Raw genomic sequence first — 22856 nt, 5'->3', positions numbered from 1 at the left:
ACAGCCACTGTGACGTCGAACCTACGGGTCGACGCGACATCGACGTCGCAGAGTACCGAGGAACAGCCCATCAAAGTCGGCGCTGAGATGACCGATACGGGGCCGTCCACGACCGCTCCCGCCCTCTCAAGTAGCGTGGCGAAGACGGCTCGGGAGACGCAGGGGTGGCGACGTGCATACGCCCGGCGGCTCTTCCTTACAGACCTTGTGGTCCTGATCTGGGTCGTCTATGGCGCCCAGATCGCATGGTTCGGGACCGGGAGTGTCGAAGTTGCAATGTCCCACGACGCCAGGATCACGCCTCTCACCTATTGGGCCTTCTCAGCGTTCCTCATCGTCGCTTGGATGTGGGCGCTGTCGTTCAATGATTCCCGCAGCGACCGCGTGACCGGAACCGGCTCGCAAGAGTATGTGCGTGTAGCGGGGTCAAGTGTCCGCCTCTTCGGGCTAATCGCCATCGCCGCCTTCCTCACGCAGATCGACGTTGCGCGCGGCTATTTGCTTATCAGCCTGCCTCTCGGCATAGTAACCCTCGTTCTTGGCCGCTGGGTCTGGCGGCAATGGCTCATCATGAATCGTCAGAAGGGCCACTACTCGGCGAGAGTCCTGCTCGTGGGGTCTCTTGAGTCCGTGGCCCAGATCGCTCAAGAGCTGGCGCGGAACCCTGCAGCTGGATATCACGTCGTTGGCGCGTGTGTCCCTTCAGGGAAAATGGCCGAGACCATCGCAGGGACGACTGTACCCGTGATGGGGAGCGTGGACGCCGTACCCCGCGCTATGGCCGCCGCGGCGGCCGACACGGTAGCCGTGACGAGCACCGACGAACTCCCGCCCGACAAGGTGAAGGAGATATCTTGGTCCCTCCGGCCCGGATTGCAGCACCTCGTGCTCGCTCCGAGCATCATGGATGTGGCGGGCCCCCGTCTGCACACGCGTCCCGTATCGGGGCTTCCTCTGATCCACGTCGAAACGCCCCGATTCACCCTCGGCCAACGATTTGTGAAAAGGAGCTTCGACCTGATCGTGGCTGCGAGCCTCATCCTTCTGCTTGCGCCTCTACTGGGCATTCTGCTGATGGCGATCAAGCTGACCAGCCGGGGCCCCGTATTCTTCAGACAGGAGCGCATCGGGTGGAAAGGGCAGCCGTTCAATATGGTCAAGTTTCGGTCGATGCGAGTGGGCGCTGACCATGAGTTGCCGGCGCTGCTCGCAGCCCAGGGGACGACCGAGACGCCGTTATTCAAGATCAGGAACGACCCGCGCATCACTCCGCTGGGACGCTTCATCCGGAAGTACAGTCTCGATGAGCTCCCTCAACTGTTCAACGTTGTCGGTGGTTCGATGAGCCTCGTCGGCCCCCGCCCGCAGATCGCCGCCGAGGTCGCCCTGTACTCCGATGCCGCGCGACGCCGTCTCCTGGCGCGGCCGGGCATTACGGGCCTTTGGCAGGTCAGTGGCCGAAGTAGTCTCGATTGGGACCAAACGATTCGGCTTGACCTCTACTACGTAGAGAACTGGTCCCTCCTTGGTGACCTCGCGATCCTTGCGAAGACCGTCAAGGCAGTCGCGTTCCCGGGCGCCACGGCTCACTAACTGCGTCGGGGGCGGGTTCGAGAGCGCGCCGACTGAATTCTGACCGGTGTCACCCACCTCACTGCGTTCGCCGTGCCGACTCCCGCTCGAGATAGCCCCGTAACGTAACCGCGTTCTGACTCCACGTGAACAAGCGCGAGTGGCGGTCCACCCGCCCTCGAGCGAGGGCGCCGACGAGTGCGTCGGCGAGTCCACGGGCGGTTGGCGCTACAACCTCCGCATAGTCGCCAAATATCTCGCCCATACCGCTGTCAGTCGTGACGATCGCGGGTATGCCAAAATACTGCGCTTCCGCGATAGGGAGACCGAAGCCTTCGTCTGAGGAGGCCATCGCGATGACAGACGCTGACGCCACGATCCGCTGATAAGCGGCCTCATCCACGAAACCTGGGAGGTCGACGCGGGTGGAGAGTCCCATCGCAGCCGACAGCTCCCGAAGCTCCTCGGCGTAGGCTCCACGTGCCCCGAGGATCGTCAGGCGCACGTCGGCGGGAAGGCGATCGCGCGCCTCCGCCAGCGCTCTGATAAGCAATTCAGGGCGCTTGTTATTGTGGTGACCAAAGGTGACGATTTGCCGGACAGCATCATCCCGTGTCACTGGGGGCCAGCGGCGTGCATGATCACGGCCATTCTCGATCACCACGGTCTTTGCGTCAGGCACGTACTCGCGGGTTTCTGCCGCCGCCTTCGACGAGATGCACACGTTAACCAGCGCCCGCCCTGCGGAAACCTCCCACAGCCTTCTGTACAACCGCTGGTGCTTGGGAAACTCGTGCTCGTTCTTCTTATGGCGCCAGTCGTGCTGAAAACAGATCGCACGCGTGCGGCGCGCGAACGGAGAAACGATCGGGCTAAGTGAGACAAGGTAGTGCGAGTGGGTGATCACTCGGATCAAGGCTCCCGCGAACACCTGGCCTACGGCCCGCCCGACGACGTTCTCGTTCGGCCAGACGATAACCTTCGCACCGAGCGGCTCGAACTCTGCCTCTGCCCATCTCCCCCCCAGCACTATCAAACGGTCGCCCGGGAACTCGTCGAGCCAAGCCCGCAAAATCTCCGAGCTGTGGAGACGCATGCCGCCCGACCTCTCGGTCGAGCCCAGGATGTCGAATACGATTTTCATCGCCGCGGCCATCCAGCGAGCGCGAGTGCACGCCCGGTAGCCGTGGGCCGGGGCGATAGCAACCGGGGGTACCGTAAGTAGAACTTGAACAGAGACGGGATCTCTCGTTTCCAAGCGGAGAGTTTCAGTGAAGAGGTCTCACGCGCCCAGCCGTGGACCCACCGCGTACTTCCCGTCAAAGTGACGGGAATGCCAGCAGCGGCCGCTCGCAGCCCCAGATCGCTGTCCTCGTAGTAGACGAAAAAGTGGTCATCCCAGGGCCCGAGTCGCCGGAGAGTGTCTCGCCGACCAAGGACGGCCGCACCCATGAGCCACACCACGGGCGTCTCGGCGCCATCGGCGGCGAAGATTCGGTATGTCGAACGCTCAGCAGTGCCGTTGAGGCGGTTACGCACCTTCTCTAGGAGGAAGGGATAACCGCGCCCATTCGGCTGGGGAGTGCCGTCCGGATCAACTAGTTGCGGTCCAACGATGCCACGCGTGCGCTCGATAACACCCTCTAATGCGCCAAGAGAATCGACGGCTACCCGTACGTCTGGATTGACGAATCCCACGTACTGGCTATCGCTCTGCCGGAAACCGACATTGTTTGCGGCACCGAATCCCAGGTTTTTCGCCAGCTTTATGACGCGCGCGCCGAGTTCCCGCGCGACCTCCGCGGAACCGTCCGCGGAAGCGTTGTCGACAACCACCCACTCAACCCCAGAGGGGAGCGCGGAGCCCGACCAGAAGTGCCGCAAATCCTCCTCGCTGTTATAGGTGACCGTAATCAAGGTCCATCGCGGCAAGGCTACTCTCCTGATCGTTTCGAGTACGGGTGGATGCAGCGCATCACACCATCCCGTACTGCCTGTTTCTGTACCGACGGTGCAGCTTCCCAAGCGTCTTCTTGACGGAGAACAGAAGCCGGTTCCGACCAGCGAAGTAGCGCAGCAGTGAGGTGGGCGAATCGCGGAACGCTCTCGCGGCAGCAGCACCGAATGAGCTCCCGCCCACTGGTTTGGAGAGCTCACGTGTCAGGCGGTCAAAACGACCTTCCATCACAAAGTCCGTGTGAAGAGGGGACTTTGCGAGCGCCTCCCGCAGTACCTCCCGGTATCCGCTCTCAACCGAGTGCTCGAAGCGAAAATCGGGAACCGCCCGGTAAAGCTTGCTGTTGTCGAACACTCGCGCCCACCTCCGGTCGGACGCTTTGCCCTCCAGTTCCGGGAACTCAAGAAGGACCTGGGAGAGGGACGCGTCAGCAACCTCAAGGCGTCCATGCACGGCATTGGCGGCAATCTCATAGACCTGTCTCCACGTGACCGTCTGATCGGAACAAATATGAAAGTCCTCATTGAGTGCCAGAGGATTCTCAAACAAGCCGACGATCCCCGAAGCCAGGTCCCTTGCATGTGTGAGGGACGTGGGCGTTTCTTCAAGTTCGCGCCCGATCACGACCGGCCGCCCCTCCGTCAGCCGATTCAGCACGTCCCCGGCCTCCCACAAGCCAAACGAAAGGCGCTGCGTTCCGTAAGTGATGTACGGCCGGACGATTGTGTATGCCACCTCAGACGTCAAAGACCACTCAACCAATCGCCGCTCACACTCGGACTTCATCGTTGCGTAGCTCCACCGGCCATCGACCTGGTCGGCGACCTCGGTCAGCGCATCGGCCCCGGCAGCGCCGTAAACCGTGGCCGAAGAGATGAAGACGTACTGACGGCACCGCCCTTCCAACTGTTCCAACGTCCGCGACAGATCGTCCGGCGTAAACGACAGGAGATCCACGACGATCTCATAGTCGCCCGCGTCAAGTGCCGCGCCAACAGCGCCGGCCTGGCGAATGTCCATCGCTCTATGGACTATCTTTGCGCCCGGCTCCGACGGTCCACCGCCGCTCCTACTTACGGCCGTGACGCGGAACCCCTTGGAGGATGCCGCGCGACATACCTCCGAACCGATGATGCCCGTCCCACCGAGAACGAGAACGCCGACTCCCTCCGAATCGTTCATCGTCCAAGAATCGCCTTTGCCATGCGCTTCACCTCTGGGGGCAAGCGCTTGGCAATACGCCGTTCCAGGGACTCTATGGTGTTCGCCTCCCGGATCAGTCGGACACCCTCCGAGTCATCGTGCATGGTGGTGAATACCTCCATGAGGATCGGCCTCGAGCTCATGGGGTCGATGAAGTCGTCCATTCTCTCATGGAGGTCACTCTTCGACCGGACTGGGATGTACCCCCAACCCATCGACTCAACCCATGCTTGGGCGGGACCGTTGTGCCCCGCCGCAGCGATATGACGATTGGCGTTGTCCCCAAACTGGTCGGCGGCATGAGAGTAAAGACGGAACTCGCCACCGCCGTTATTGTTTACGAGAACAATGCGCGCGTTACTCTTGACGCCGCGGATCCCAAGCGAGTTCATGTCATAGAAGAAGCTCAGGTCCCCGATGACGAGGTAGGAAGGGGCTTCAGTCGCCGCTGCGTGTCCGAGAAAGGTAGACATACACCCGTCGATCCCGAAGGCGGCGACGTTTGAATGTCCTTCCACGGTGCTATCGAGCCCGAAGAAGTTCCAATTGCGTAGCGCGCTCAGGATCGCAAAATGTACGACAGCGCCAGCCGGAATCCTGGGAGCGAGCTCCGCGGCGACGAACGCGTGCGAGAGGGGCAGCTCCTCAGGGATCTTCCGGCGCGCATTTCCTTTCTGCCACAGGTCGAAGTATGCCGAACCGCGGGCTGCATCCCCAGCCGACACCATCAACGCCTCAAAGAAGTCAGCCTCAGACATCTCGAAGACCTTAGTGAGTCGTCCATAGGTGTCCCTTATCTTGCCGTCTAAGTTCACCGTCCAGTGGTCAAATCGCAGTCGCCGCATCATTCCGTCGAACCCGTAGTCACCGATCTGGCCTCCAATGGTGATCACGAGGTCAGGCGCATACTGGGCGAAGGATTTGGCATCCATATTCTCGATCAGTAGGGTCGCGTTTACCGCGTTCGGGCCGTGATAGTTCGAGAGATGATTGGTGTAGACGACTGCCCCGACCCTTTCCGCGAAGGACCCCAGCGCAATCTGCTCCCGGTGAGTAAATCTCGCATGCTGCCCGACGGCGACGAGTATCCGCTTGGCTTCGAGCGGTGGAAGCGGCTCCGATACGGTGAGCCGATCAATGCGTTTGACGGCAGGGAGCGTAGGCACGCCACCGTCCCAATGTTCCTCGATCGGCATGTCGATATGCACGGGGCCAGAACCATGGTGCTCGAGTTCCAGGAGAGCTTCATTCACGAGGCGAGCACAATACGCTTCATCGTCCGCGTCCTTCACCAACGGCAGCTTCACCGATACTTTTCGAGCGTCGACAGGGATGGACATCTGTTCCAGCGCCTGCATTGTTCCCTGTCCGATCTGGCTCGGCTTATAGTCCGCCGTCACCACGACAAGAGGCGTGCCGCGATAGTAGGCCTCTGTCATCCCCGGGATGTAGTTGCGGGTTGCTTGTGCGCTAGTGCAGCTAAGGAGTACGGGTTCCCCGTTCGCCAGCGCGACGCCAATAGCAAAGTAGGCGGCACTTCGCTCGTCAACGACCGAATAGCAGGTGAAGAATGGGTCGTTCTCCAAACTCACTACAAGCGGCATGTTGCGGCTGCCGGGGGAGATAACCGCGTGGCGGACGTTGTGCTCTTTGAGCAGAGCAACAAGGATCTGAACGTTTTTCTTGGACGAGTACATCTCAACCCTCACGGACCAGAATAGCGGCGGCTCCATCGTGGGTCCGGGGGTCGTCCGCAGGGGCGTCTTCGACCACGGCTCCCCCATTGATGAAGACCGGACCGTCTCGATGGGGTTCACGGTGAGTGTAGCGGTCTGAGGCGAGTTCACTGTTGCGTTCATGTAAACCGCGGGACCGAGCGCGGGCTAGCGAGGACCCCTGCGAAGCACCTCTCGGGCAGCGCTCGCAGCCCGGCGCATATCCCGCAACCCGCCGGGAATTACAAGCAGCGCCAGCCCGTACAACATCGAGCTGACGAGCGCTCCTACACAGACGAGTACCCAGCCGTCCAGGCTGGGCAGCTGGAGAACGATCCATCGCGACAGGGCGAAGCTGCCTGCCGCGGCGATAATCACTCGGAGGCCTCCTCGAAAGAACGCCCACGAGTCTTGCCCTACTGCAATTGCCAGCCAGATCAGGTTAATCGGCCAGGCGATCACCAGACTGACTGAAAACGCTAGTGCGACCGCGTCGATGCCGAACGGGGCCGCACCGACGACAAGCAGGACAGTAATCGGTTTAGTAACGAGATGGAGATACAGCAGCTGCCGACTCCGCTGCTCAATCAGGAAGGCCCAGTAGCTCACGTTACCGAAGGCCGCGAAGCAGCCGCCGATGGCGAGAAACTGCAGCACGACCACAGACCGACCCCATTGATCCCCAAGCACGATCGGGATGAGCCAGTCAGCCGTCACGGCCATAATCAAGTACACCCACGCGAGCACAGCGCTCAGCCCAAACTGAATACGCAAGAGCACGTTGGTTGCTTGCCGATCAGATTCGGCCGCCACCGCGTTCAGCGTCGGCACGACAACCTGCGTCAGCGGGTCCAACAAACCTGCTCTGGGCAGGATGTATAGCTGAAACGCGCGGTTGTAGAAGCCGAGCGTGGACGCACCCCATTGCGCTCCGATTACCAGCGTGTCGGCGTTGTTGGCACCAAAAGTGAGCAACTGGGCGACTCCGAGTTGGGCACCTGAGCGGAGCAGATGCCCCGACTCGTGTCCCCGTCGCGGAAGACTTGGTAGCCACCTGGTCGCCAGTATCCGGCCCACCAGCAGCGCCCCTGCGGTTGCGACCACCTGGACGACCAGCGACCAATAGCCGATTCCCACCAAGGCGGCGAAGACCGCCAGCCCGAGACCGATTGCCTGTGATGCGACCTCCGTGACGGCAATCGCGACGAACCGCATAGACCTCGCCAGCTGAACCTGAAGCTGCGCCTGGACGCCATTCAGAAACAAAGCGGCAGCCATCACTGGTGCTATCGCGCCGAGCCGCGGCTCGTCATATAGGGCGATCAGCAGTGGAGTGCACAAGACGAGCACAACAGCCGTCCCCGCCCCAAGGGCGGTGTTGATCCAGAACACGTTGGACGCCTGCTGGCGGCTCAAAGTCTGCATCTGGAGGGCCGCCGTTGGCATTCCGAAGTCGCGGACGAGATCGCCGAGAGCGATAAACACCGCCACCATCGCCACGAGGCCGAAATCGGAAGGGGTAAGCAACCGGGATAGCGCCACGACCCCCAGCAGCTGCATCAGCAGCTTGGCGAGCTGGCCGATAATCACTGTCCCGCCACCTCGGGCACCTCTTCTGAGCGCGCTCGAAGTCACGTCGGGAATCCTATCGGCCGACGCGACCGCGCCGCGCTCTCAAGGAGCGGAACGCGCTCGACACATGTCTGCGCTACGATCACCGCAGCCGCGAGAGCGATTCCCTCACGAACCGGGAGACATCACTGATTAGGTCAGCCACCATCCCACGAAGCGCTCTGATCAGAACGCTCCCCACTGAAAACGGCAACTACGGAGGAATCCTCCAGGCCTACGCTCTGCAGGCAGCACTGCGTGACATTGGGATAGCAGCAGACACGGATGTCTCGACGCCGCCAACCTTGAAAGGCGCGGTTTGGCGAGCAAGCTTGCCCCTGAAGCGCCGTGTTTGGCAGTCGCCGCTATTCCTCCGCGAAGTCGACACCATCGTAAATTCCCACCTGGCGAGCTTCGTGGCGTCTCACATGAGTACGGTTCGCGTCTACAGGTACTCTCGACGGGCTCGCCGCAGCGTCTACAGCAAATACGAGGCGTTCATCGCAGGAAGCGACCAGGTGTGGCGACCGTCGTACGCCGACGTGCGCTCGTACCTTTTCGATTTCCTGCAACCTGACGCCCCGACCACACGACTCTCATACGCTGCGTCCTTTGGCACGGATGACGACTCCGACTACCCCCCCGCGCTGGTCTCGTCAACGAAGGCCTTAGCGCAACTGTTCCAAGCCATCTCGGTCCGCGAGGCGGGCGCAGTGCAGCGCGCAAAAAGAATGTGGGGGCTCGAGGCTCTGCAGCATGTGGATCCAACCATGCTGCTTGAGCGGACGCACTATGACGCACTAATCGGTTCGGGTTCACGATCGGAGGATCTCCCGCGAACCGACGGGGACGTAATCTCATATGTGCTGGACAGGACTGCCGATACGGATTCACTCGAACACCACATCGCCGACCTCGTCGAAGCCCGCCTGTCGATCATCTCGCGTCCGCGTCCATCCAGCGTGAGGGAGTACAAAGAGCGGCCTGAGCAGTACAGCAAGCTTCCCGTCGAGCACTGGCTACGCAGTATCCGGGACGCCAAGTTGCTTGTGACGGACTCGTTCCATGGATGCGTGTTCGCCATCATCTTCAACACCCCTTTCTACGTCATCCCCAACGCGCACCGTGGTACATCCCGATTCGACTCGCTCCTCGAGCTCTTTGGGTTGCGCGGCAGAGTGATAACGAGCGTCAAACCGTCTCTCCGGCCGGACGAGTTAATCGACTGGTCTCTGACGAACGCCTCGCTGAAACGTGAACGTGAGCGTGGGCTAGCCTTCCTCAGGGAAAATCTCTAGTGCAGGCAGCAGTTGTCATCGCGAGCGTGGGCCGACGCGATGCGTGCGCACAGGCCATAGCAGCGATCCAATCCTCGGACTACTCAGACGGGGAGATCATGGGTTTCCTCTCGGTGCCGGATGCCCCGGACGCCCCTCCGGACATTCCCTCCAACTGGCGGGTCGTCACGGGCGCTCGCGGGGCATCTGCTCAACGGAACGCCGCCTGCCGGCTCATCCCCGACGATGTAGGTGCGGTGTTCTTTTTTGATGACGACGCGCTGCCGCGAACGGACTACATCCGGCGCGTGTGCGAGTATCTCCAGTCGCATCCCGACGTAGTCGCCGTCACGGGCACGCTCTTGGCTGACGGCGCGGCGCAGCGGCGAGAAATTCCGTTTGAAGATGCAACCCGCGCGCTCGACGACAGTTGGCGTGTTGTCCCGGGTAGCTCTGTGACCCATGGCGTCGCGCATCGCGAACTCTACGGCTGCAATGCCGCGGTTCGGTGGCCGCTCGGTAGGGAGTACCCGTTCGACGAACGACTCCCGCTATATTCCTGGCTGGAGGACCACGACCTCGCGCGTCGCCTCATGCGGGTGGGGAACATCGCAAAGCTCGACGCCGCCCTCGCCGTACACCGCGGCTCGGAGTCGGGGGGACGCCGAGCGCACCTGCGGCTCGGCTACTCACAAGTCGCTAATCCACTTTGGCTGCATGAGAAGGGATCCTTCCCTCTCTGGCTAACCCTCGAACAGATCGGGCGGCCTCTTTCCAAGAATCTGGTGATGTCAATCCTCCCGGGACGACGCCGGGACTTCCGTCGCACTCGCCTGCGCGGAAATGCACTCGCAGCCTGGGACGCTTTGCGGAGGCGTGGACATGCCACGCCCGAGCGCATCGTCGACCTGCAGTGAGCAACGGTGGCGACGGCACGAAAAGGCGTCTTCCTGCACTGTCTGGAAACACGATGCCCGACCACGACGTGCTCAGTGCCGAGACCACACGACCATCCGCGGACCGGCGGCGCTGAGACGGCGACCATCCAGTCGGACCCGGGGTGGCCGGGCGGGGACGCCAGAGCCCTCGACGGGACATTCACAAGCCCGCCGTCCGTCTAGTCGTACTGCCCTGGAAGGCTGGTTAGCCGGGTGATCGGTGCGACTTTAGCGATGGCGTTCGAGCCCGTCGTGATTTTACGGATGCAGCCAGGTGGGACTGCGTTACGGCGGGCGGCCTCGGAACTGCCGTGCCAGCCCGATGCCCCACCCGCGGCGCGGGTGTGGTGAAACCTTCCTATGTTCCGGTTCGTCTGCGCCCGGTGGGGGGCGGTCTTCCTCGTCCGAATGCCGAGCTAAGTCGCCCCGCTGTTAGTGGAGGCCGAGTTCTCCCAGGCCGGCTGCTGCTAGGAGTGATCTCACCGGAGTACTCCTTTCCTCCGCCGTACCCGGTCTCGTTGGGCGATCGGAGCGGCCGCGACGACATGCGCTTTCTCCCGGCTACGCCCGTCGCCGCGCAACGATCGCCGTCGCTTCACGGTCGTTCAGGACGTGAAAGCAGATGGCGGCGTGCACGATCGGCGATCCCTCGTCGATGATCAATCGCCCGGTCCGACGACGTTGGATCCGAGTGAGAGCAGCATCCGGCTTGGGGCATCGAGGGCCTCGTCGGAACGCAACCTAAGCAAGTTCGCTCCAACTACTGGGCCTCACCGCGGGCTGGCCAAAAGCGGGCTTCCTCGTCGCTCCGGCAGGTCGGGAACTGAATCGAGCCGCCCGGACCGGATGCTGAAAGCGAGAAGCAACAAAACCGGCAGGTAGATGGGCGCTTGCGCGCCGAGAGGGCCGCGGAGCACGCCGAACATGACCATCGCGAGGTAAGGCGCGATGATCGCGAGCTTCGACGTGGGATTGTGCAGCCACGCGTGATCGACGCGGGATGCAAAGTACCCGAGGGCGAACATTCCCGCGCCCACGCCAACGACGCCGAATTGCAGGTAGAACTCGGCGTGGATCGGTAGAGAAAGGTTGGTGAAGACGTACCCGGTATCGATCGCGATTACTTGCCCTGCCGACTCCGCCTTGCCCGGCCACACGGACCGGGGGATAAAGAACAGTAGGGCGGAAATGACCTCGTTTCCCCAGCTGTAGCCATGTCTTTGGACAAAGGAGATTGTGTTCACGACCTGCTGGAAGCCGTCGAAGTCAGGGGAGGTGAAGGTGAGCGCGGTGACATCGCGAGCGGTTCGCTGGGTGTACCGGAACACATTCAGTAGCGGGTAAATGAGCAGAGACCCGAAGAGGCCAGCGGTGAGAAACACAATGCCAGCGCGGGGAGATCGGGGTTGGACCAGGGTGATCAGCACTGATCCGATTGCTGTGAGAGCGATGAAACGGGACTGTGAAACGGGGTTCGTGAAGATCGCGATGCCGCCCACGCCGACGAGGAACGTAAACAGGTAGGTGAAGCGGATATAGAACGTTCCACGCCAGTCCGCGACGAGCCGATGTGCGCTGAGGAGAGTGATGGTGACCGCGAGCGCGCCGGGCAAGAGATTGAAGAAGGCGAACACCGGCCCACCAGCGTCTGCGTACGAGTTGCCAGTCTCGCGGAGTGCCCCACCGAACTCTCCGCGGCTGATGAAATAGGTCTGTATCCCAACCACGGCTATAACGACGGGGGCGACGAGCGCGAACGTCCCAACGAGGGCTGGCAAAGCTAGCCTCCGGATCGATGCGTGCCCACCGACTCGAGTAGATCGGCTAGGACGGGCTCGTGCGGCGCGGTCGCCGAGCCAAAACGCGATGATCGCGAGGGCGGTTATAAGGAGCGCCGTGTAGAGCCGTTCGGACGGAATGAGGACGGTCGTATCGCCCCAGGCGACCTGGCCAAGGGTCAGCTGTACGATCGGGCCGACGCCCATCCACGCAAACCAGAAGATGTACAGACAGGCAGACACGGGACGGAGCCCCTGAACCACGCTCTGAAGTGCGCCGACGAGAGCAACCAACGCGCTGATCCCCGCAAGAAGAAGGGCCGCGATGTCGCCAATCTCGGCTGTCAGGTAGAGCACGACGGCCAGCGCGATAAGAACAAGAGGCAGGAGCCACGGGTTGATCCGGAGACCGCCCATGAGGATTGCCGCGGGTGCCGCGAGGGATGTGCGTTTCGTCAACGAGACTCCCGGAGAGGACGCCTGAACCAAGGGCGATACCCCACCACCTTACGGAGCCTCAGCGCAGGCTTCTCGACGCCGAACCAGCTTGCGGCAGCGAGCGGCACCGTCAGCGCTACGGCTGCGAGCGAGAACAGTCCCGGGTCGAGCCACGTCAGACCGACAACGGCGAGCATCTGCTGGACAGGGAAGCCATAGATATAGACCCCATACGAGATATCGTCGGGAAGCTTGGCCCACTCCGGACGGAACAGCACTCCGAGCGTAATCAGCCCGACTGCGATGGCTGGAGCCTGCAACACGAACCCAGCCGGAACCCACACGGCAGCGATCGATGCGGCAATACCGACGATGGCCAAGGTCCACGATGCGCGGATGCGGTTCGCGTATTGGGCGACCAGGGCGCCAGCTAGGAAAAACATGGCGAATCGTCCAAGACGGGCGACGGCCTCGAACTCGAGCCCGGGGAAGCGGGTCGCGACGTAGGCGGCCGTCGCGACCCCGAATGCGGCAGGCAGCAGCCAGACTCGCTTCCGCATCCCGAGGACGCCGAGCAGCAGGAGCCCGAGGTAGCAGAGGAACTCCCAGGCGAGCGTCCACAGGGAGGCGTTCCACGACTCAGTCCATGGCACGTCTGAGGGCGTGTCCCCGATCCGCCACTGCAGCATGGGTAGGGCTGCGTTCTTCAGCACGTAAGCGAGGGACTCCCCGGAGAATGCCTGCTGGAAGGCGTTACCGCCCTGGATAACGACCGCGATCGGAGCGAAGACCATGGCCACCGCCAGGAGGCACGCCCAGAAAGCCGGATAAATACGGACAATGCGCGCGACGAGGTAGTCCCACACGACCGGACGTGCAACCCAGCTCCGGTAGATGAGGAATCCGGAGATGGCGAAGAACCCGTTCACGGGTAGCGTGCCGAGGATTGTCTCAATCTCCCCCGGCGCCTCGCGCCCGGTTACAGGGTAGGTGTGACCGAAGATGACGAGCGCTGCCAGAATCAGACGCAGGAAGTTGAGGCTGTTGGGCCGTCCTCGCTCGTAGAGCGTCGCCAGGGTGTTCACCCTCGCACAATAGCTGTCTGCTGTTTCCGGCCAATGACGCGAGGCGCTCCTACCGACGATATCCGCGACTCCCCCGCCCTCGACGTCGCCGTGCGCCTCCACGGGCTCGGGGCCTGGGTAACGATCACCGATCCTGCGGCGATCGAGAATGCCCGCCGCATCCACCCGCAACTCAACTACGTCGAAGACCGCGACGAGGCACTGCGCGGTGCAGATGCCGTCATCGTCGTCACCGAGTGGGATGAGTACCGCCGGGAGCTGTCGCCCGAACATGCCGGGTCACTCGTCAACGGGAAGGTGCTCGTCGACGGCCGCAACTGCCTCGACGCGGGTGCGTGGCGAGCTGCCGGCTGGGAGTACTACGGCATGGGACGTCCCTGAACGACTCGCTGCCCGTCCCTACGGTTCTACCGAGAGCGACTCTCCGGGACCACTCGCCACGCGTGCTCCGCGCGGGGTGCCAGGGTGCCTGAGAACGGCGGTGCGTCATCCTCCTCGAGCACCGTCGTCTCGACCGCGCTGCCAACCCCCTCGAGGATGCGGGAGACGTCGACGGGTAGCGCAGACTCCGTGACATTGCGCACGCGGAGGATCAGGCCGTCACCGAACGTAGCGGGCTTGAGAGTCACCTCGAGCCCCGACCCATCCGGCACCGCAAGGAAGTGTCCGCTCCGGGCACGCCGTGGGATGTAGTCGCGCAGCACGATCGGAGGCACGGCCTGTTCCTGGGCGAATCGCTGCGCGGAGGCGACGTCGCACCCGCCCGCGTGCGTGGTCAGGCGGTACCGGAGCTGAACCGGGCCCTCTTGGCTCGCCTTGAAGTTCACCATCCAGTGGTTGTTCATCGCCCACGAGACGATCGCGGGATGCTCCGGTTCGAAGTCATCCGCGATCTGGTTGGTGGTGATTCCACCCAACTGCACGAGCGGGGCATCGAGCGGCACGACGGTGATCCCGCGGTCCGCATCACTGACATCCACCCACCAGCGGATCGGGAAGAAGTCACGCACGGCGCCGGGCAGCTGCTCGACCCCGGGCTGGAGGGCGACGCCGTTGACGTCCGCGGTGTAGTGCTGGCCATCCAACGCCAGCGGGAAGACCACGTAGAGAGACTCCGGCTCCACCTGCGGAGCCTTGTCGAGGTGCCAGTCCAGGTGCAGCACCCGCTCCCCCGCCGGTAGCGCCACCCGCAGGGTGGCCGAACGGGTGCCGCGCAACGCCACGTCGGCCTCGATGGCCACGAGACCCGGCTCGCGGACGACCCGAGTGGCGAGAACAGAAGTCGGGCGCTGCCGGTCGAACGGCGGGTCGGTCTGCCAGTATCCGAAGTCCCAGCTTCCGAAGTCCTGGAGATAGAGCGCGTCCCGTCCGGCAGGCGAGTCCACCACCTCGTGCACGGCCTCGCCGAAGACTCCATCGTCGAAAGCGCCGGCGAAGTCGTGCCCCGTCTCCTTCTCCACCCACTCGGTTACACGGCCCGTGGCCTTGTCGACGGTGACCCGGTAGAACGCGTTCTCGATGGTGGCGACGTCATCCCCTTCCGAGGTGCTCAAGTCGACCTCGTCGATCGCTCCGTCGAGCGGCGCGAACGCATAGCCGGAGCCGGGAACCATCACCCGCACGCGCGCGAGATCCGTGTGCGGCGGGCCGCCCCACGGCACATCACGCGGGAAGAAGCTCTCCAGCATCCCGGCCGGCGCACCGCCTGACCGGAACTCGGGCACCTCGACGGTGACGGTCCGTTCGAACGGGAGGATGTTGAAGACCAGAAGTTCCGCGGCCGGGTCGGTCGGGTAGGCGACATCGGTGTCGACGTCTCCCAAGTTGAAGCGCCCCTCCGGCACGCGGTCGGCCAGGGAGTCCGCGAGCTGTCGCGCGTTCCGTGCGAGCATGTCGTGGCTGTGCATCGCGGCGTCGTACGCGTAGTTCGCCTTCTTGTTCCACTGCGCCTTCGTGAACAGCGAGTCTGGGGCGTCGATGCTGGAGAACCCGCCCCACGTGTGCTCGTCGTAGAGGGTCATCGACTCGTACACGTTCTCCACGAACTGGCCCGCGAGATCGGGTGAGCGGCCATCCGCGAGCAGCCAGGCCCCGAGTGTCTCGGCCGCCCCCAGGATCTCGTGGGTCGAGCGGTTCAGGGCCGTCTCGTAGGCGCTCGAGGCCGCACCGTCGGCCCACCAGTCCGTCCAGTCGCCGCGCCAGGTGGGCAGCTGATCGCTCCAGTTGTCGCGAAGGTAGTCGCGGAAGACACGGGGGGTCGAGAACTCCAGGGCGGGCGTGCGCCCCTCCGCGTTCCACCGTTGGACGAAGTCGGCCATGCGCGCGTCGGGCGGGCCGTTGTCCACCCGCATGGGATGCGTGGACTCGACGTACAGCGTGTCGTACGGGAACGACTCATCCTGCTCGAGAGCGTCGAGATAGAACGGCAGCGACTGGTCCACGAGCCGCCAGTCGCCGAGCTTGGCCTGGCTGCGGCCGAAGAGGTAATGGAAGCCGTTCCACGTCAGGAGCCGCCCACCGGCCGGCCCCTCCCACCAGAACCCGCCCGGGAAGGGCCGCGGCGCACGCCCGCGCGACTGATTGATCGCCAGCGTCAGGAAGTCCACGCCGATCGCCGGAAGCAGGTCGGCGAAGAGCCAGCTGATGCCGTTGACGTCGTCCTGCATCGCGGTCTCCACGGTGATGCCCATCTCCTCGCGGAGCACGCGCACCGGGTACAGGCTTCGCCGCATCTGCTCGGGGTTCAGCAGCGGCGTCAGGTTGTACTGCATCGCCGCCACATCGATCGCGCCCTGCTGCTGCCAGTACCGGAAGCGCTCCTGCTCGGCCTGACCGGCGTTCCGCAGGTAGCGGACCACGGGTGTCGTAACCTCGCACACCCAGCGGTATCTATCCGGACCCTCACGGTCGGCCGTCTTCTCGATCAGGTCGAGTGCGTCACGGACGAACTCGCCGTGCTGACGGAAAGCGACATCCTGGTAGTCGTTGAACCCGATGTCGTGGTGCGTGTGATTCGCGATCAATATGCGCGTGATCTGCGTCATTCGGCAGTCCTCTCTCGTCAGTGGGCCCGGCGATGCTCGGGGTGCAGCTCGCCGTTCAGCGCCGCCTCCATGACCCCGCGCGGCCGGTCGATGCGGGCATAGAGCGTGGCTTGTGCCGCGTGGTACAGATCGGGCTTGCCATCCCAGGTGGTGAGGTCGGGCCGGTTCATCGGATCGAGTTCGTGCCACCACGATCCCCCGGCACGGTCGACCAGGTGGGTGGTCGTGAAGTCCCAGAAGCGCTCGTACGAGGCGCGATAGCCCTCGTCGCCGGTCAGGGCGAAAAGCGATGCAGCGGCACCGAGTGCCTCGGCGAGCGCCCAGTGCATGCGATGCCGATTGACGGGCATCCCGTCGAATCCCACCGAGTAGACGATGCCGCCGTGCTCCTCATCCCACCCGTCCTGGAGGGCGCGGTCGAACAGGGCGCGTGCCGCCGAGGTCCACTGCGTCGCTCCGCCCGCATCGTGCACCGCCAGATAGGTCAGCAGCCGGGCCCACTCGAACGAGTGACCGGGAAGGGTTCCGAACGGACGGAACGGATCATCCGGGGCGTCCGCGCCGAACCCCGGGTCGACGGTCCACCGCGTCGTATAGTGCTCGGGCACGCGCCAGTCGTGGTGCGGCGCCACGTCGAGCACGAATCGCTGCGCGAGCCGGATGGCGCGCTCCAGCCACGGGGCATCCGCGGTTGCCTCGTAGGCGGCGATTGACGCCTCGGCAAGATGCATGTTGGCGTTCTGGCCCCGGTAGGAACCGACCGGCTTCCCCGCCTGGACCAGTTCGTCGGCCGCGCCGACGGCGTCATCCCAGAAGAGATCGTCGATCACGCCGGCGGCCTGCGTGAACAGGCGGTCGCCGCTGGGGTGACCGGCACTGAGGGCGCTCGCTCCGGCCAGCAACACGAAGGCGTGCGCGTAGGCGCCGTACGGCCCCGCCGCCCGCGTGCCATCGGCGTTCAGCGAATCGACGAACGCGCCGGTCTCCGGATCGAGGTGCCGGTCGAGGAGCGCGGCCAGCGCGTCGTCCGCGCCCTCCTTGGCGCCGGGGACGCCGAGGGCCGTAGCGAGGAGGAAGCAGTGGGCGAGCCTGGCCGTGCCATAGAGCGCGAATGGGCGGCTGGCGTCCACCGTTCCGTCGGTGCGGCGCCATCTCACACGATCGAGTCCCCGTGGCTCGGCGAAGAACCGCGTCAACCGCTCGAACTCCGCCGCCAGCTCATCGCTGTGGCGCGGCGAGGCGAGCCGCGTCATCCGACTCCCCGGAGGCTGCTGACGAAGAACCTCTGACAGGTGAGGAACAAGACCACCGTCGGAATCGACACGAGCAGCGCGGCTGCGAGCACCACGGGCGGGCCGAGGCTGACGAACCCGCCGTTGATCTCGGCCATCGCCGCCATGACCGGCCGGCGATCCGGGCTGGTCGTCAGCGTGATGCCGAACAGCAGGTCGTTCCACACCCAGGTGAACTGGAAGATGAACGCGGCGAACAGCGACGACCGGATGAGCGGCAGGTGGATCTGAGCGAACAGCCGGCCCCATCCTGCGCCGTCGAGCTTCGCTGCCTCCGTCACCTCGGGCGGCAGCGTCGTCAGGTAGTTCCGCACGATGAAGAATGCGAAGGGCACGCAGATGGCCGAGTAGATGAGGATCATCCCCAGGGTCGTGTCATACAGCCCGGCACCCACATACCCGCGGAACAGTGGCGCGAGGAAGATCTGCAGCGGCAGCAGCGTGCCGAGGTAGATCAACCAGAACCATAGAGTCGGCCACCGCGCGGGCATCACGACGACGGCGAAGCCGGCGAGGGCCGCAGCGAGCACCGCGATCCCGGCCGAGACGGTGGAGTAGATCAGGCTGTTGACCATGCCCAGGCCCAGCCCCGATTGACTCCACGCGGCCGCGATGTTCTCGAAGAGCGCGAAACCGTTCGGCAGCCACTGCGGTTGGCCGCGGTAGTTCGCGACGGGCGTGATCGCGTTCACGATGAGCAGATAGATCGGCAGCGTCCACAGGATCGCGAACACGGCCAGGAAGATATTGCGGACGGCGCGGGTCATGTCACACCGCCTTCAGCTGCTGGCGCAGGTACGTCCAGGAGGCGCCGACCACGATGATGGACAGGATGACGGCGACCGCCGCGCCGTAGCCGTAGTCGCTCACGATGAACGTCTGGCGGTACATCGTCACCGCGAGGGTCTCCGACGCCGCTCCCGGACCGCCCTTGGTGAGCAGCCAGATGATGTCGAACACCCGCAGGCTGTTCGCGATGGACATGCCGATGACGACGACGGTGACCGGGCGCAGCTGCGGCACGATGACGTGCCAGAAAAGCCGGAAGCCCGACGCGCCGTCGAGGGTGCCGGCTTCGATCGTCTCGGTCGGGATCGCCTGCAGCCCGACGAGGAAGAGGATGACCGCGACCCCGGTCGCCTGCCACGTGCTGGCGAAGATCATGACGATGGTGTTCGTCGGCCAGGTCAGGAGCCAGCCGGAGGCCGGAGCCGCTCCTCCGAAGAAGGTGATGGCCTGGTTGAGCGCACCGTCGGAGCGGAGGATGAAGCCCCAGATGACGGCGGTCGCGGTGCCGGACAGGGCGTACGGGAGGATGAAGGCGTAGCGGATCCAGCGCCCGCCGCGCATCTGGTTCGTGAAGACCGCGACGAGCAGGCCGAACCCGACCGGCAGGATCAGGGTTCCCACGATCCACAGCAGCGTGTTGATCAGAGACTGACCGAAGGTCGGGTCTTGAAAGAGCCGAATGTAGTTGTCGATGCCGTTCGGCCGTGAGGTGAAGCCGTTGTCCTGCGTGAAGCTCTGCGCGAACGTGAGCACGAACGGCAGAAGCAGCATGACCGCCACGAGCCCGGCCGCGGGCAGCAGGAACGGGATCGCGGTCCACCGGTCGCGCGTCAATTGCGCTCCGGGACGGGACGTGCCGGGACGCCGGGGGCCCCGGCCCGGGAGCGATCGCTCCCGGGCCGGGGCCTCCAGGGTGGAAGACTCCACTACTTCGCGGCCTTCCAGTTCGCCCATTCGGAATCCGCCAGCGCCTGCAGCTTCTCGAGGGTGGGCATGATGTTCGCTTCACTCGGGTCGGCCATGAAGGCACCGAAGAACTGCACGCCGCCCTCGATGAGCGCCGGCGGGCCGGCCTCCCAGTAGCGGACCAGTTCGACGGGCTGCTTCTCCTGAACCTGGTCGAGCACCGACCCGAGCACGGCATCGTCCGTCGTCACCATCGGATTGGCGGAGGTGTCCTTCAGCTCGGCGATCCACGGCTCCTGAACGTCGGGGTTCAGCCAGTTGGCCATGATCTCCTTCGCGCCTTCGGCGTTGGGCGCCTTGGCGGCAAGGGTCACCACACCGGATTCCACGATCACCGACGGGTCGACGCCGTCCATGGCGGGAAGAAGGTAGGCACCGTAGCTATCCTCATCCATCCCCTCAGCGAACGTGCCGTTGCGCCAGGTTCCCATCGGCACCTGGGCCACGGTTCCCGCCGCAAACAGCGACGGCTCGTTGTCCCACGCAGTGTCGGCCGCAGTGAACCATCCAGCCTGGTACATGTCCGACCAGATCTTCATGGCCTGCTGCGCGGTCTCGTCCGTGTACTTTGCCTTGCCGTCCATGAGGTCGGAGTAGAACTGCGGGTCGAGCTTCGACAGGATCTCGGCGAACCAGATGAACGACGTCCATCCGGCCTGCTGCGTCGCGAACAGCGGCGTGACGCCCGCGTCCTTGATCTTGGCGTTGTTCGACTCAAACTCCGCCCACGTGGTGGGCGCCTCGATGCCCACCTGCTCGAAGACGTCTTTGTTGTAGAAGACCACCCAGTAGCTCTTGTAGAGCGGCAGTCCGTAGACCTTGCCGTCATACGAGAAGCTGTCGCGCGTGTCGGGGTTGACCCAGCCCTCGTCGACTGCGGTGTCCCACTCCTCCGTCAGATCGGCGAGGCCGCCGGAGCGGACCAACTCCTGAAGGCGGTAGCCGTTCCACCACTTCACCAGGTCGGTCGTGCTCGACGTCTGAAGCGACGAGCGCACGATCTGCTGGTAGTTCTCGGTCGACGGAACGTCACGCGCCTCGAGCTGGAAGCCCGTGATCTCCTTGAGCGCGTCACCGGCGAGGGCGTAGCCGTCGGCGAAGTCGGCGCGGTCACCGTTCAGGGTGACCACGTCGGTGTCGCCGCTGCCGCTGGAAGAGCCCTGGCTACAGGCGACCAAAGATGCGGCAAGGGCCACTCCCACCGCGGCGGCTGCCCACCGGCGTCGTGTGCTGTGTGTGCGGTTCATGTGTGCGGAATCCTCCTTGATGTCCACAGATGGCACGCTATCCCGCGCGCATCGGCTTGGTAACGATATCAGAATGGCTGAGTGTCACCCTGATGTCCAGTCATTCGGCCTCGTTGCGGGTTCCCCGCACGTAGGCCTTGACGGTCGCGAAGCGTTCGCTCCGCGAGTTCTCGGTGCGTTCGATCGCATAGCGGCCGACGCCGGCCGGAACGATGAATGTCTCTGCGTAATGCACGACGAACGGGTCGAAGGCTCCGTCGGGGCTGACGACGCGGACCTCGTCACCTTCCACCAGGTTGAGCACGTTGACGGTGCCCTCCGTGTCGTGTGCGGCTCGGTCGACGAACCAGTGGCGCCGGGCCTCCAGGAACTCCAGGGAGTGGAGCCCGGTGCGCTCCTCGCGGACGCCGTCGGCATCGGACAGCACTTCCACCTGGTCGAGGAGGTTCTCCCTCACCCACGCGGTGTCGCGGTCCCACTGGATGTTCCGCTCTCCGTGGTCGAGATGCACAGGGCGGGGAACGCCGTCCAGACCCACACGCCCCCAGTCCCAAAGCTTGAACGTGAAGATGAAGGGAGTGGCCGATATCTCGAGCACCATCGAGTCAGCGCCCGAGCAGTGCACCGTACCGGCAGGAATCGCGAAGTGATCGTGCGCGCGAGCGGGGAAGACGTTGACGTACTTCTCGGCGTCGAATCCCTCCCCGCCGGCCTCCGCGGTCCGCAGATCTCGCATCATCGCCTCTGGATCGATCCCCTCGCGCAGACCGAGATAGACCACGGCATCGTCGGCCGCATCCAGGAGGTAGTAGCTCTCGTCCTGGGTGTAGTGCATACCGAAGGTGCGCTGAATGTAATCGGTGAGGGGGTGCACCTGCAGGCTGAGGTTCTGACCTTCCACTGTGTCGAGGAAGTCGAACCGAATGGGAAATTCCGCGCCGAAGCGCGCGAACGTTCGAGCACCGAGCAGCCCGACCGGCTCCGAGAGGACCAGGTCCATCGCGGGGATCTCGATGACACCGCCCTCACCCTCGAGAAGCAGTGAGTTCTCCTCGGGCACGCAGTCGAAGCACCACGCGTAATTCTGTTTGGCCTCATCGAGACCGATCACGCGCTTCATCCACTGCCCGCCCCAGACGCCCGGATCGAAGAAGGGCACGACCCGGAACGGACGCTGCGTCGCGCCTCGGAGAGCGGCGCGGAAAGCATCGCCGTCAATGCCCCCGGCTGCGGCCCTTTCTCCGGATTCGGCGGACGGTCTGATGGCGTTCCCATCGATCACAAAATCCAGCCGATCGAACAACTCCATCTTGTGACGGTCGGCCGCCCGCCATTCCACGAAGAATCCGCGCTTGTACTTGCGAAGGTTGTCCTCGGAGCCGTTGCTCGATCGCCAGTTGGGTGCACCCGCTCGCTGCCGCAGCTGAAGTTCCCACCGAGCCATGTCGATGAGGGCGAGCACGGTGCTCCCGGAACCTTGGACCAGCCCCTCCAGCAGAGCCGCGCCCCAGCCGGTCACCAGGACCGGGACGTCGGATGCGTCGATCTCGGCGGCCAGCGCAGCAAGCTGATCGGTGTCGTAGAAGTCCACAAGCCGGGCGTGGCTCATCACCCCGAAGACGCGGTCGTCGGTCAGATTGGCTGCGATCATGGCGTCGATCTCGGTGACGGGGCGAGCTGCTTCTTCGACGTCTATGACGCGCCACTGCGGAAGCGCGGCGGTGATCTCGGCGATCACCGCATCCACGTCAGCTCCCGGGTACGCATCCGCCAGGACGAGCGGCGTTCGCTGTCCAGCCCTCTCGGCGGCCGTCTCCGCGAGTCGTCGCCACAGTTCGGGACCGCGCAGGATGCGTGCGCCCTCGGGCAGCGGGATTGTCGGCTGCGTGTCGTAGGTGGCTGTTGCCGGGGTCGAAGGGGCGCGTGTCGCGTCCGTCATCGATC

Annotated in this window: 17 protein-coding genes; 4 read left to right on the top strand and 13 right to left on the bottom strand. The window is 64.1% G+C overall.

All coding sequences use genetic code 11. The features are described 5' to 3' along the window. Window positions 1–9: 9 nt before the first annotated feature. Window positions 10–1593 carry a sugar transferase gene (locus AC4FS2_RS01080; protein WP_491176164.1) on the top strand — a complete coding sequence of 528 codons (1584 nt, stop codon included), beginning with the start codon at window positions 10–12 and terminating at the stop codon, window positions 1591–1593. A 58-nt stretch (window positions 1594–1651) separates the two neighbouring features. Here the strand turns inward: AC4FS2_RS01080 and AC4FS2_RS01075 are convergent, their stop codons facing one another. The 5 genes from AC4FS2_RS01075 to AC4FS2_RS01055 all read right to left on the bottom strand — a co-directional run bounded on the left by AC4FS2_RS01075 (window position 1652) and on the right by AC4FS2_RS01055 (window position 8082). Then, the gene (locus AC4FS2_RS01075; protein ID WP_491176162.1) at window positions 1652–2728 is read right to left on the bottom strand and encodes a glycosyltransferase; all 1077 of its coding nucleotides are present in this window, start codon (window positions 2726–2728) and stop codon (window positions 1652–1654) included. Beyond that, on the bottom strand, window positions 2713–3489 hold the full coding sequence (locus AC4FS2_RS01070; protein ID WP_491176160.1) for a glycosyltransferase: 777 nt from the start codon (window positions 3487–3489) through the stop codon (window positions 2713–2715). The genes AC4FS2_RS01075 and AC4FS2_RS01070 overlap by 16 nt, the downstream gene beginning before the upstream one ends. A 58-nt stretch (window positions 3490–3547) precedes the next feature. Then, window positions 3548–4711: an NAD-dependent epimerase/dehydratase family protein gene (locus AC4FS2_RS01065; RefSeq protein WP_491176158.1), complete on the bottom strand. Its 1164-nt coding sequence runs from the start codon at window positions 4709–4711 to the stop codon at window positions 3548–3550. Continuing rightward, window positions 4708–6549: a 2-succinyl-5-enolpyruvyl-6-hydroxy-3-cyclohexene-1-carboxylate synthase gene (gene menD / locus AC4FS2_RS01060; RefSeq protein WP_491176155.1), complete on the bottom strand. Its 1842-nt coding sequence runs from the start codon at window positions 6547–6549 to the stop codon at window positions 4708–4710. The genes AC4FS2_RS01065 and menD overlap by 4 nt, the downstream gene beginning before the upstream one ends. 66 nt (window positions 6550–6615) lie before the next feature. Continuing rightward, window positions 6616–8082 carry a lipopolysaccharide biosynthesis protein gene (locus AC4FS2_RS01055; protein ID WP_491176153.1) on the bottom strand — a complete coding sequence of 489 codons (1467 nt, stop codon included), beginning with the start codon at window positions 8080–8082 and terminating at the stop codon, window positions 6616–6618. Between the two features lie 68 nt (window positions 8083–8150). On the opposite strand from AC4FS2_RS01055, the gene AC4FS2_RS01050 reads away from it, so the two are divergent. Together AC4FS2_RS01050 and AC4FS2_RS01045 are read left to right on the top strand one after the other, a co-directional pair. Then, window positions 8151–9356 carry a polysaccharide pyruvyl transferase family protein gene (locus AC4FS2_RS01050; RefSeq protein WP_491177779.1) on the top strand — a complete coding sequence of 402 codons (1206 nt, stop codon included), beginning with the start codon at window positions 8151–8153 and terminating at the stop codon, window positions 9354–9356. Between the two features lie 98 nt (window positions 9357–9454). Continuing rightward, window positions 9455–10252 carry a glycosyltransferase family 2 protein gene (locus AC4FS2_RS01045; RefSeq protein ID WP_491176151.1) on the top strand — a complete coding sequence of 266 codons (798 nt, stop codon included), beginning with the start codon at window positions 9455–9457 and terminating at the stop codon, window positions 10250–10252. 791 nt (window positions 10253–11043) lie between these two features. Here the strand turns inward: AC4FS2_RS01045 and AC4FS2_RS01040 are convergent. Then, window positions 11044–12510 (bottom strand): O-antigen polymerase, encoded by a 1467-nt coding sequence (locus AC4FS2_RS01040; RefSeq protein WP_491176149.1) that lies wholly within the window; start codon window positions 12508–12510, stop codon window positions 11044–11046. Then, window positions 12507–13574 carry an acyltransferase family protein gene (locus AC4FS2_RS01035; RefSeq protein ID WP_491176147.1) on the bottom strand — a complete coding sequence of 356 codons (1068 nt, stop codon included), beginning with the start codon at window positions 13572–13574 and terminating at the stop codon, window positions 12507–12509. Before AC4FS2_RS01035 ends, AC4FS2_RS01040 begins: the two co-directional genes overlap by 4 nt. A 33-nt stretch (window positions 13575–13607) precedes the next feature. Between AC4FS2_RS01035 and AC4FS2_RS01030 the strand changes: the two genes are divergently transcribed. Beyond that, the gene (locus AC4FS2_RS01030; protein WP_491176145.1) at window positions 13608–13955 is read left to right on the top strand and encodes a UDP binding domain-containing protein; all 348 of its coding nucleotides are present in this window, start codon (window positions 13608–13610) and stop codon (window positions 13953–13955) included. 26 nt (window positions 13956–13981) lie between these two features. On the opposite strand, the gene AC4FS2_RS01025 is transcribed toward AC4FS2_RS01030, so the two are convergent. The 6 genes from AC4FS2_RS01025 to AC4FS2_RS01000 form a co-directional block, all read right to left on the bottom strand. After that, entirely contained in the window at window positions 13982–16618 is a 2637-nt protein-coding gene (locus AC4FS2_RS01025) for a glycoside hydrolase family 38 N-terminal domain-containing protein (RefSeq protein ID WP_491176143.1), read from the bottom strand. A 17-nt stretch (window positions 16619–16635) separates the two neighbouring features. Continuing rightward, entirely contained in the window at window positions 16636–17871 is a 1236-nt protein-coding gene (locus tag AC4FS2_RS01020; protein ID WP_491176140.1) for an AGE family epimerase/isomerase, read from the bottom strand. After that, window positions 17868–18677 (bottom strand): carbohydrate ABC transporter permease, encoded by an 810-nt coding sequence (locus AC4FS2_RS01015; RefSeq protein WP_491176138.1) that lies wholly within the window; start codon window positions 18675–18677, stop codon window positions 17868–17870. The genes AC4FS2_RS01020 and AC4FS2_RS01015 overlap by 4 nt, the downstream gene beginning before the upstream one ends. A gap of 1 nt (window position 18678) precedes the next feature. After that, window positions 18679–19533 carry a carbohydrate ABC transporter permease gene (locus AC4FS2_RS01010; RefSeq protein WP_491154296.1) on the bottom strand — a complete coding sequence of 285 codons (855 nt, stop codon included), beginning with the start codon at window positions 19531–19533 and terminating at the stop codon, window positions 18679–18681. A 92-nt stretch (window positions 19534–19625) separates the two neighbouring features. Beyond that, on the bottom strand, window positions 19626–20912 hold the full coding sequence (locus tag AC4FS2_RS01005) for an ABC transporter substrate-binding protein (RefSeq protein ID WP_491176136.1): 1287 nt from the start codon (window positions 20910–20912) through the stop codon (window positions 19626–19628). Between the two features lie 100 nt (window positions 20913–21012). Further along, window positions 21013–22851: a class I mannose-6-phosphate isomerase gene (locus tag AC4FS2_RS01000; protein ID WP_491176134.1), complete on the bottom strand. Its 1839-nt coding sequence runs from the start codon at window positions 22849–22851 to the stop codon at window positions 21013–21015. Window positions 22852–22856: the final 5 nt, after the last annotated feature.

This window comes from Microbacterium sp. Z10_103, from assembly GCF_058310455.1.
This window is presented reverse-complemented; position numbering and strand designations above follow the sequence as displayed.

Bases quoted from the DNA above. Each gene is read 5' to 3' on its own strand.
- AC4FS2_RS01000 (WP_491176134.1), bottom strand. From the start codon at position 22,851: ATGACGGACGCGACACGCGCCCCTTCGACCCCGGCAACAGCCACCTAC.
- AC4FS2_RS01045 (WP_491176151.1), top strand. From the start codon at position 9,455: ATGGGTTTCCTCTCGGTGCCGGATGCCCCGGACGCCCCTCCGGACATT.
- AC4FS2_RS01005 (WP_491176136.1), bottom strand. From the start codon at position 20,912: ATGAACCGCACACACAGCACACGACGCCGGTGGGCAGCCGCCGCGGTG.
- AC4FS2_RS01015 (WP_491176138.1), bottom strand. From the start codon at position 18,677: ATGACCCGCGCCGTCCGCAATATCTTCCTGGCCGTGTTCGCGATCCTG.
- AC4FS2_RS01025 (WP_491176143.1), bottom strand. From the start codon at position 16,618: ATGACGCAGATCACGCGCATATTGATCGCGAATCACACGCACCACGAC.
- AC4FS2_RS01065 (WP_491176158.1), bottom strand. From the start codon at position 4,711: ATGAACGATTCGGAGGGAGTCGGCGTTCTCGTTCTCGGTGGGACGGGC.
- AC4FS2_RS01075 (WP_491176162.1), bottom strand. From the start codon at position 2,728: ATGGCCGCGGCGATGAAAATCGTATTCGACATCCTGGGCTCGACCGAG.
- AC4FS2_RS01020 (WP_491176140.1), bottom strand. From the start codon at position 17,871: ATGACGCGGCTCGCCTCGCCGCGCCACAGCGATGAGCTGGCGGCGGAG.
- AC4FS2_RS01030 (WP_491176145.1), top strand. From the start codon at position 13,608: ATGACGCGAGGCGCTCCTACCGACGATATCCGCGACTCCCCCGCCCTC.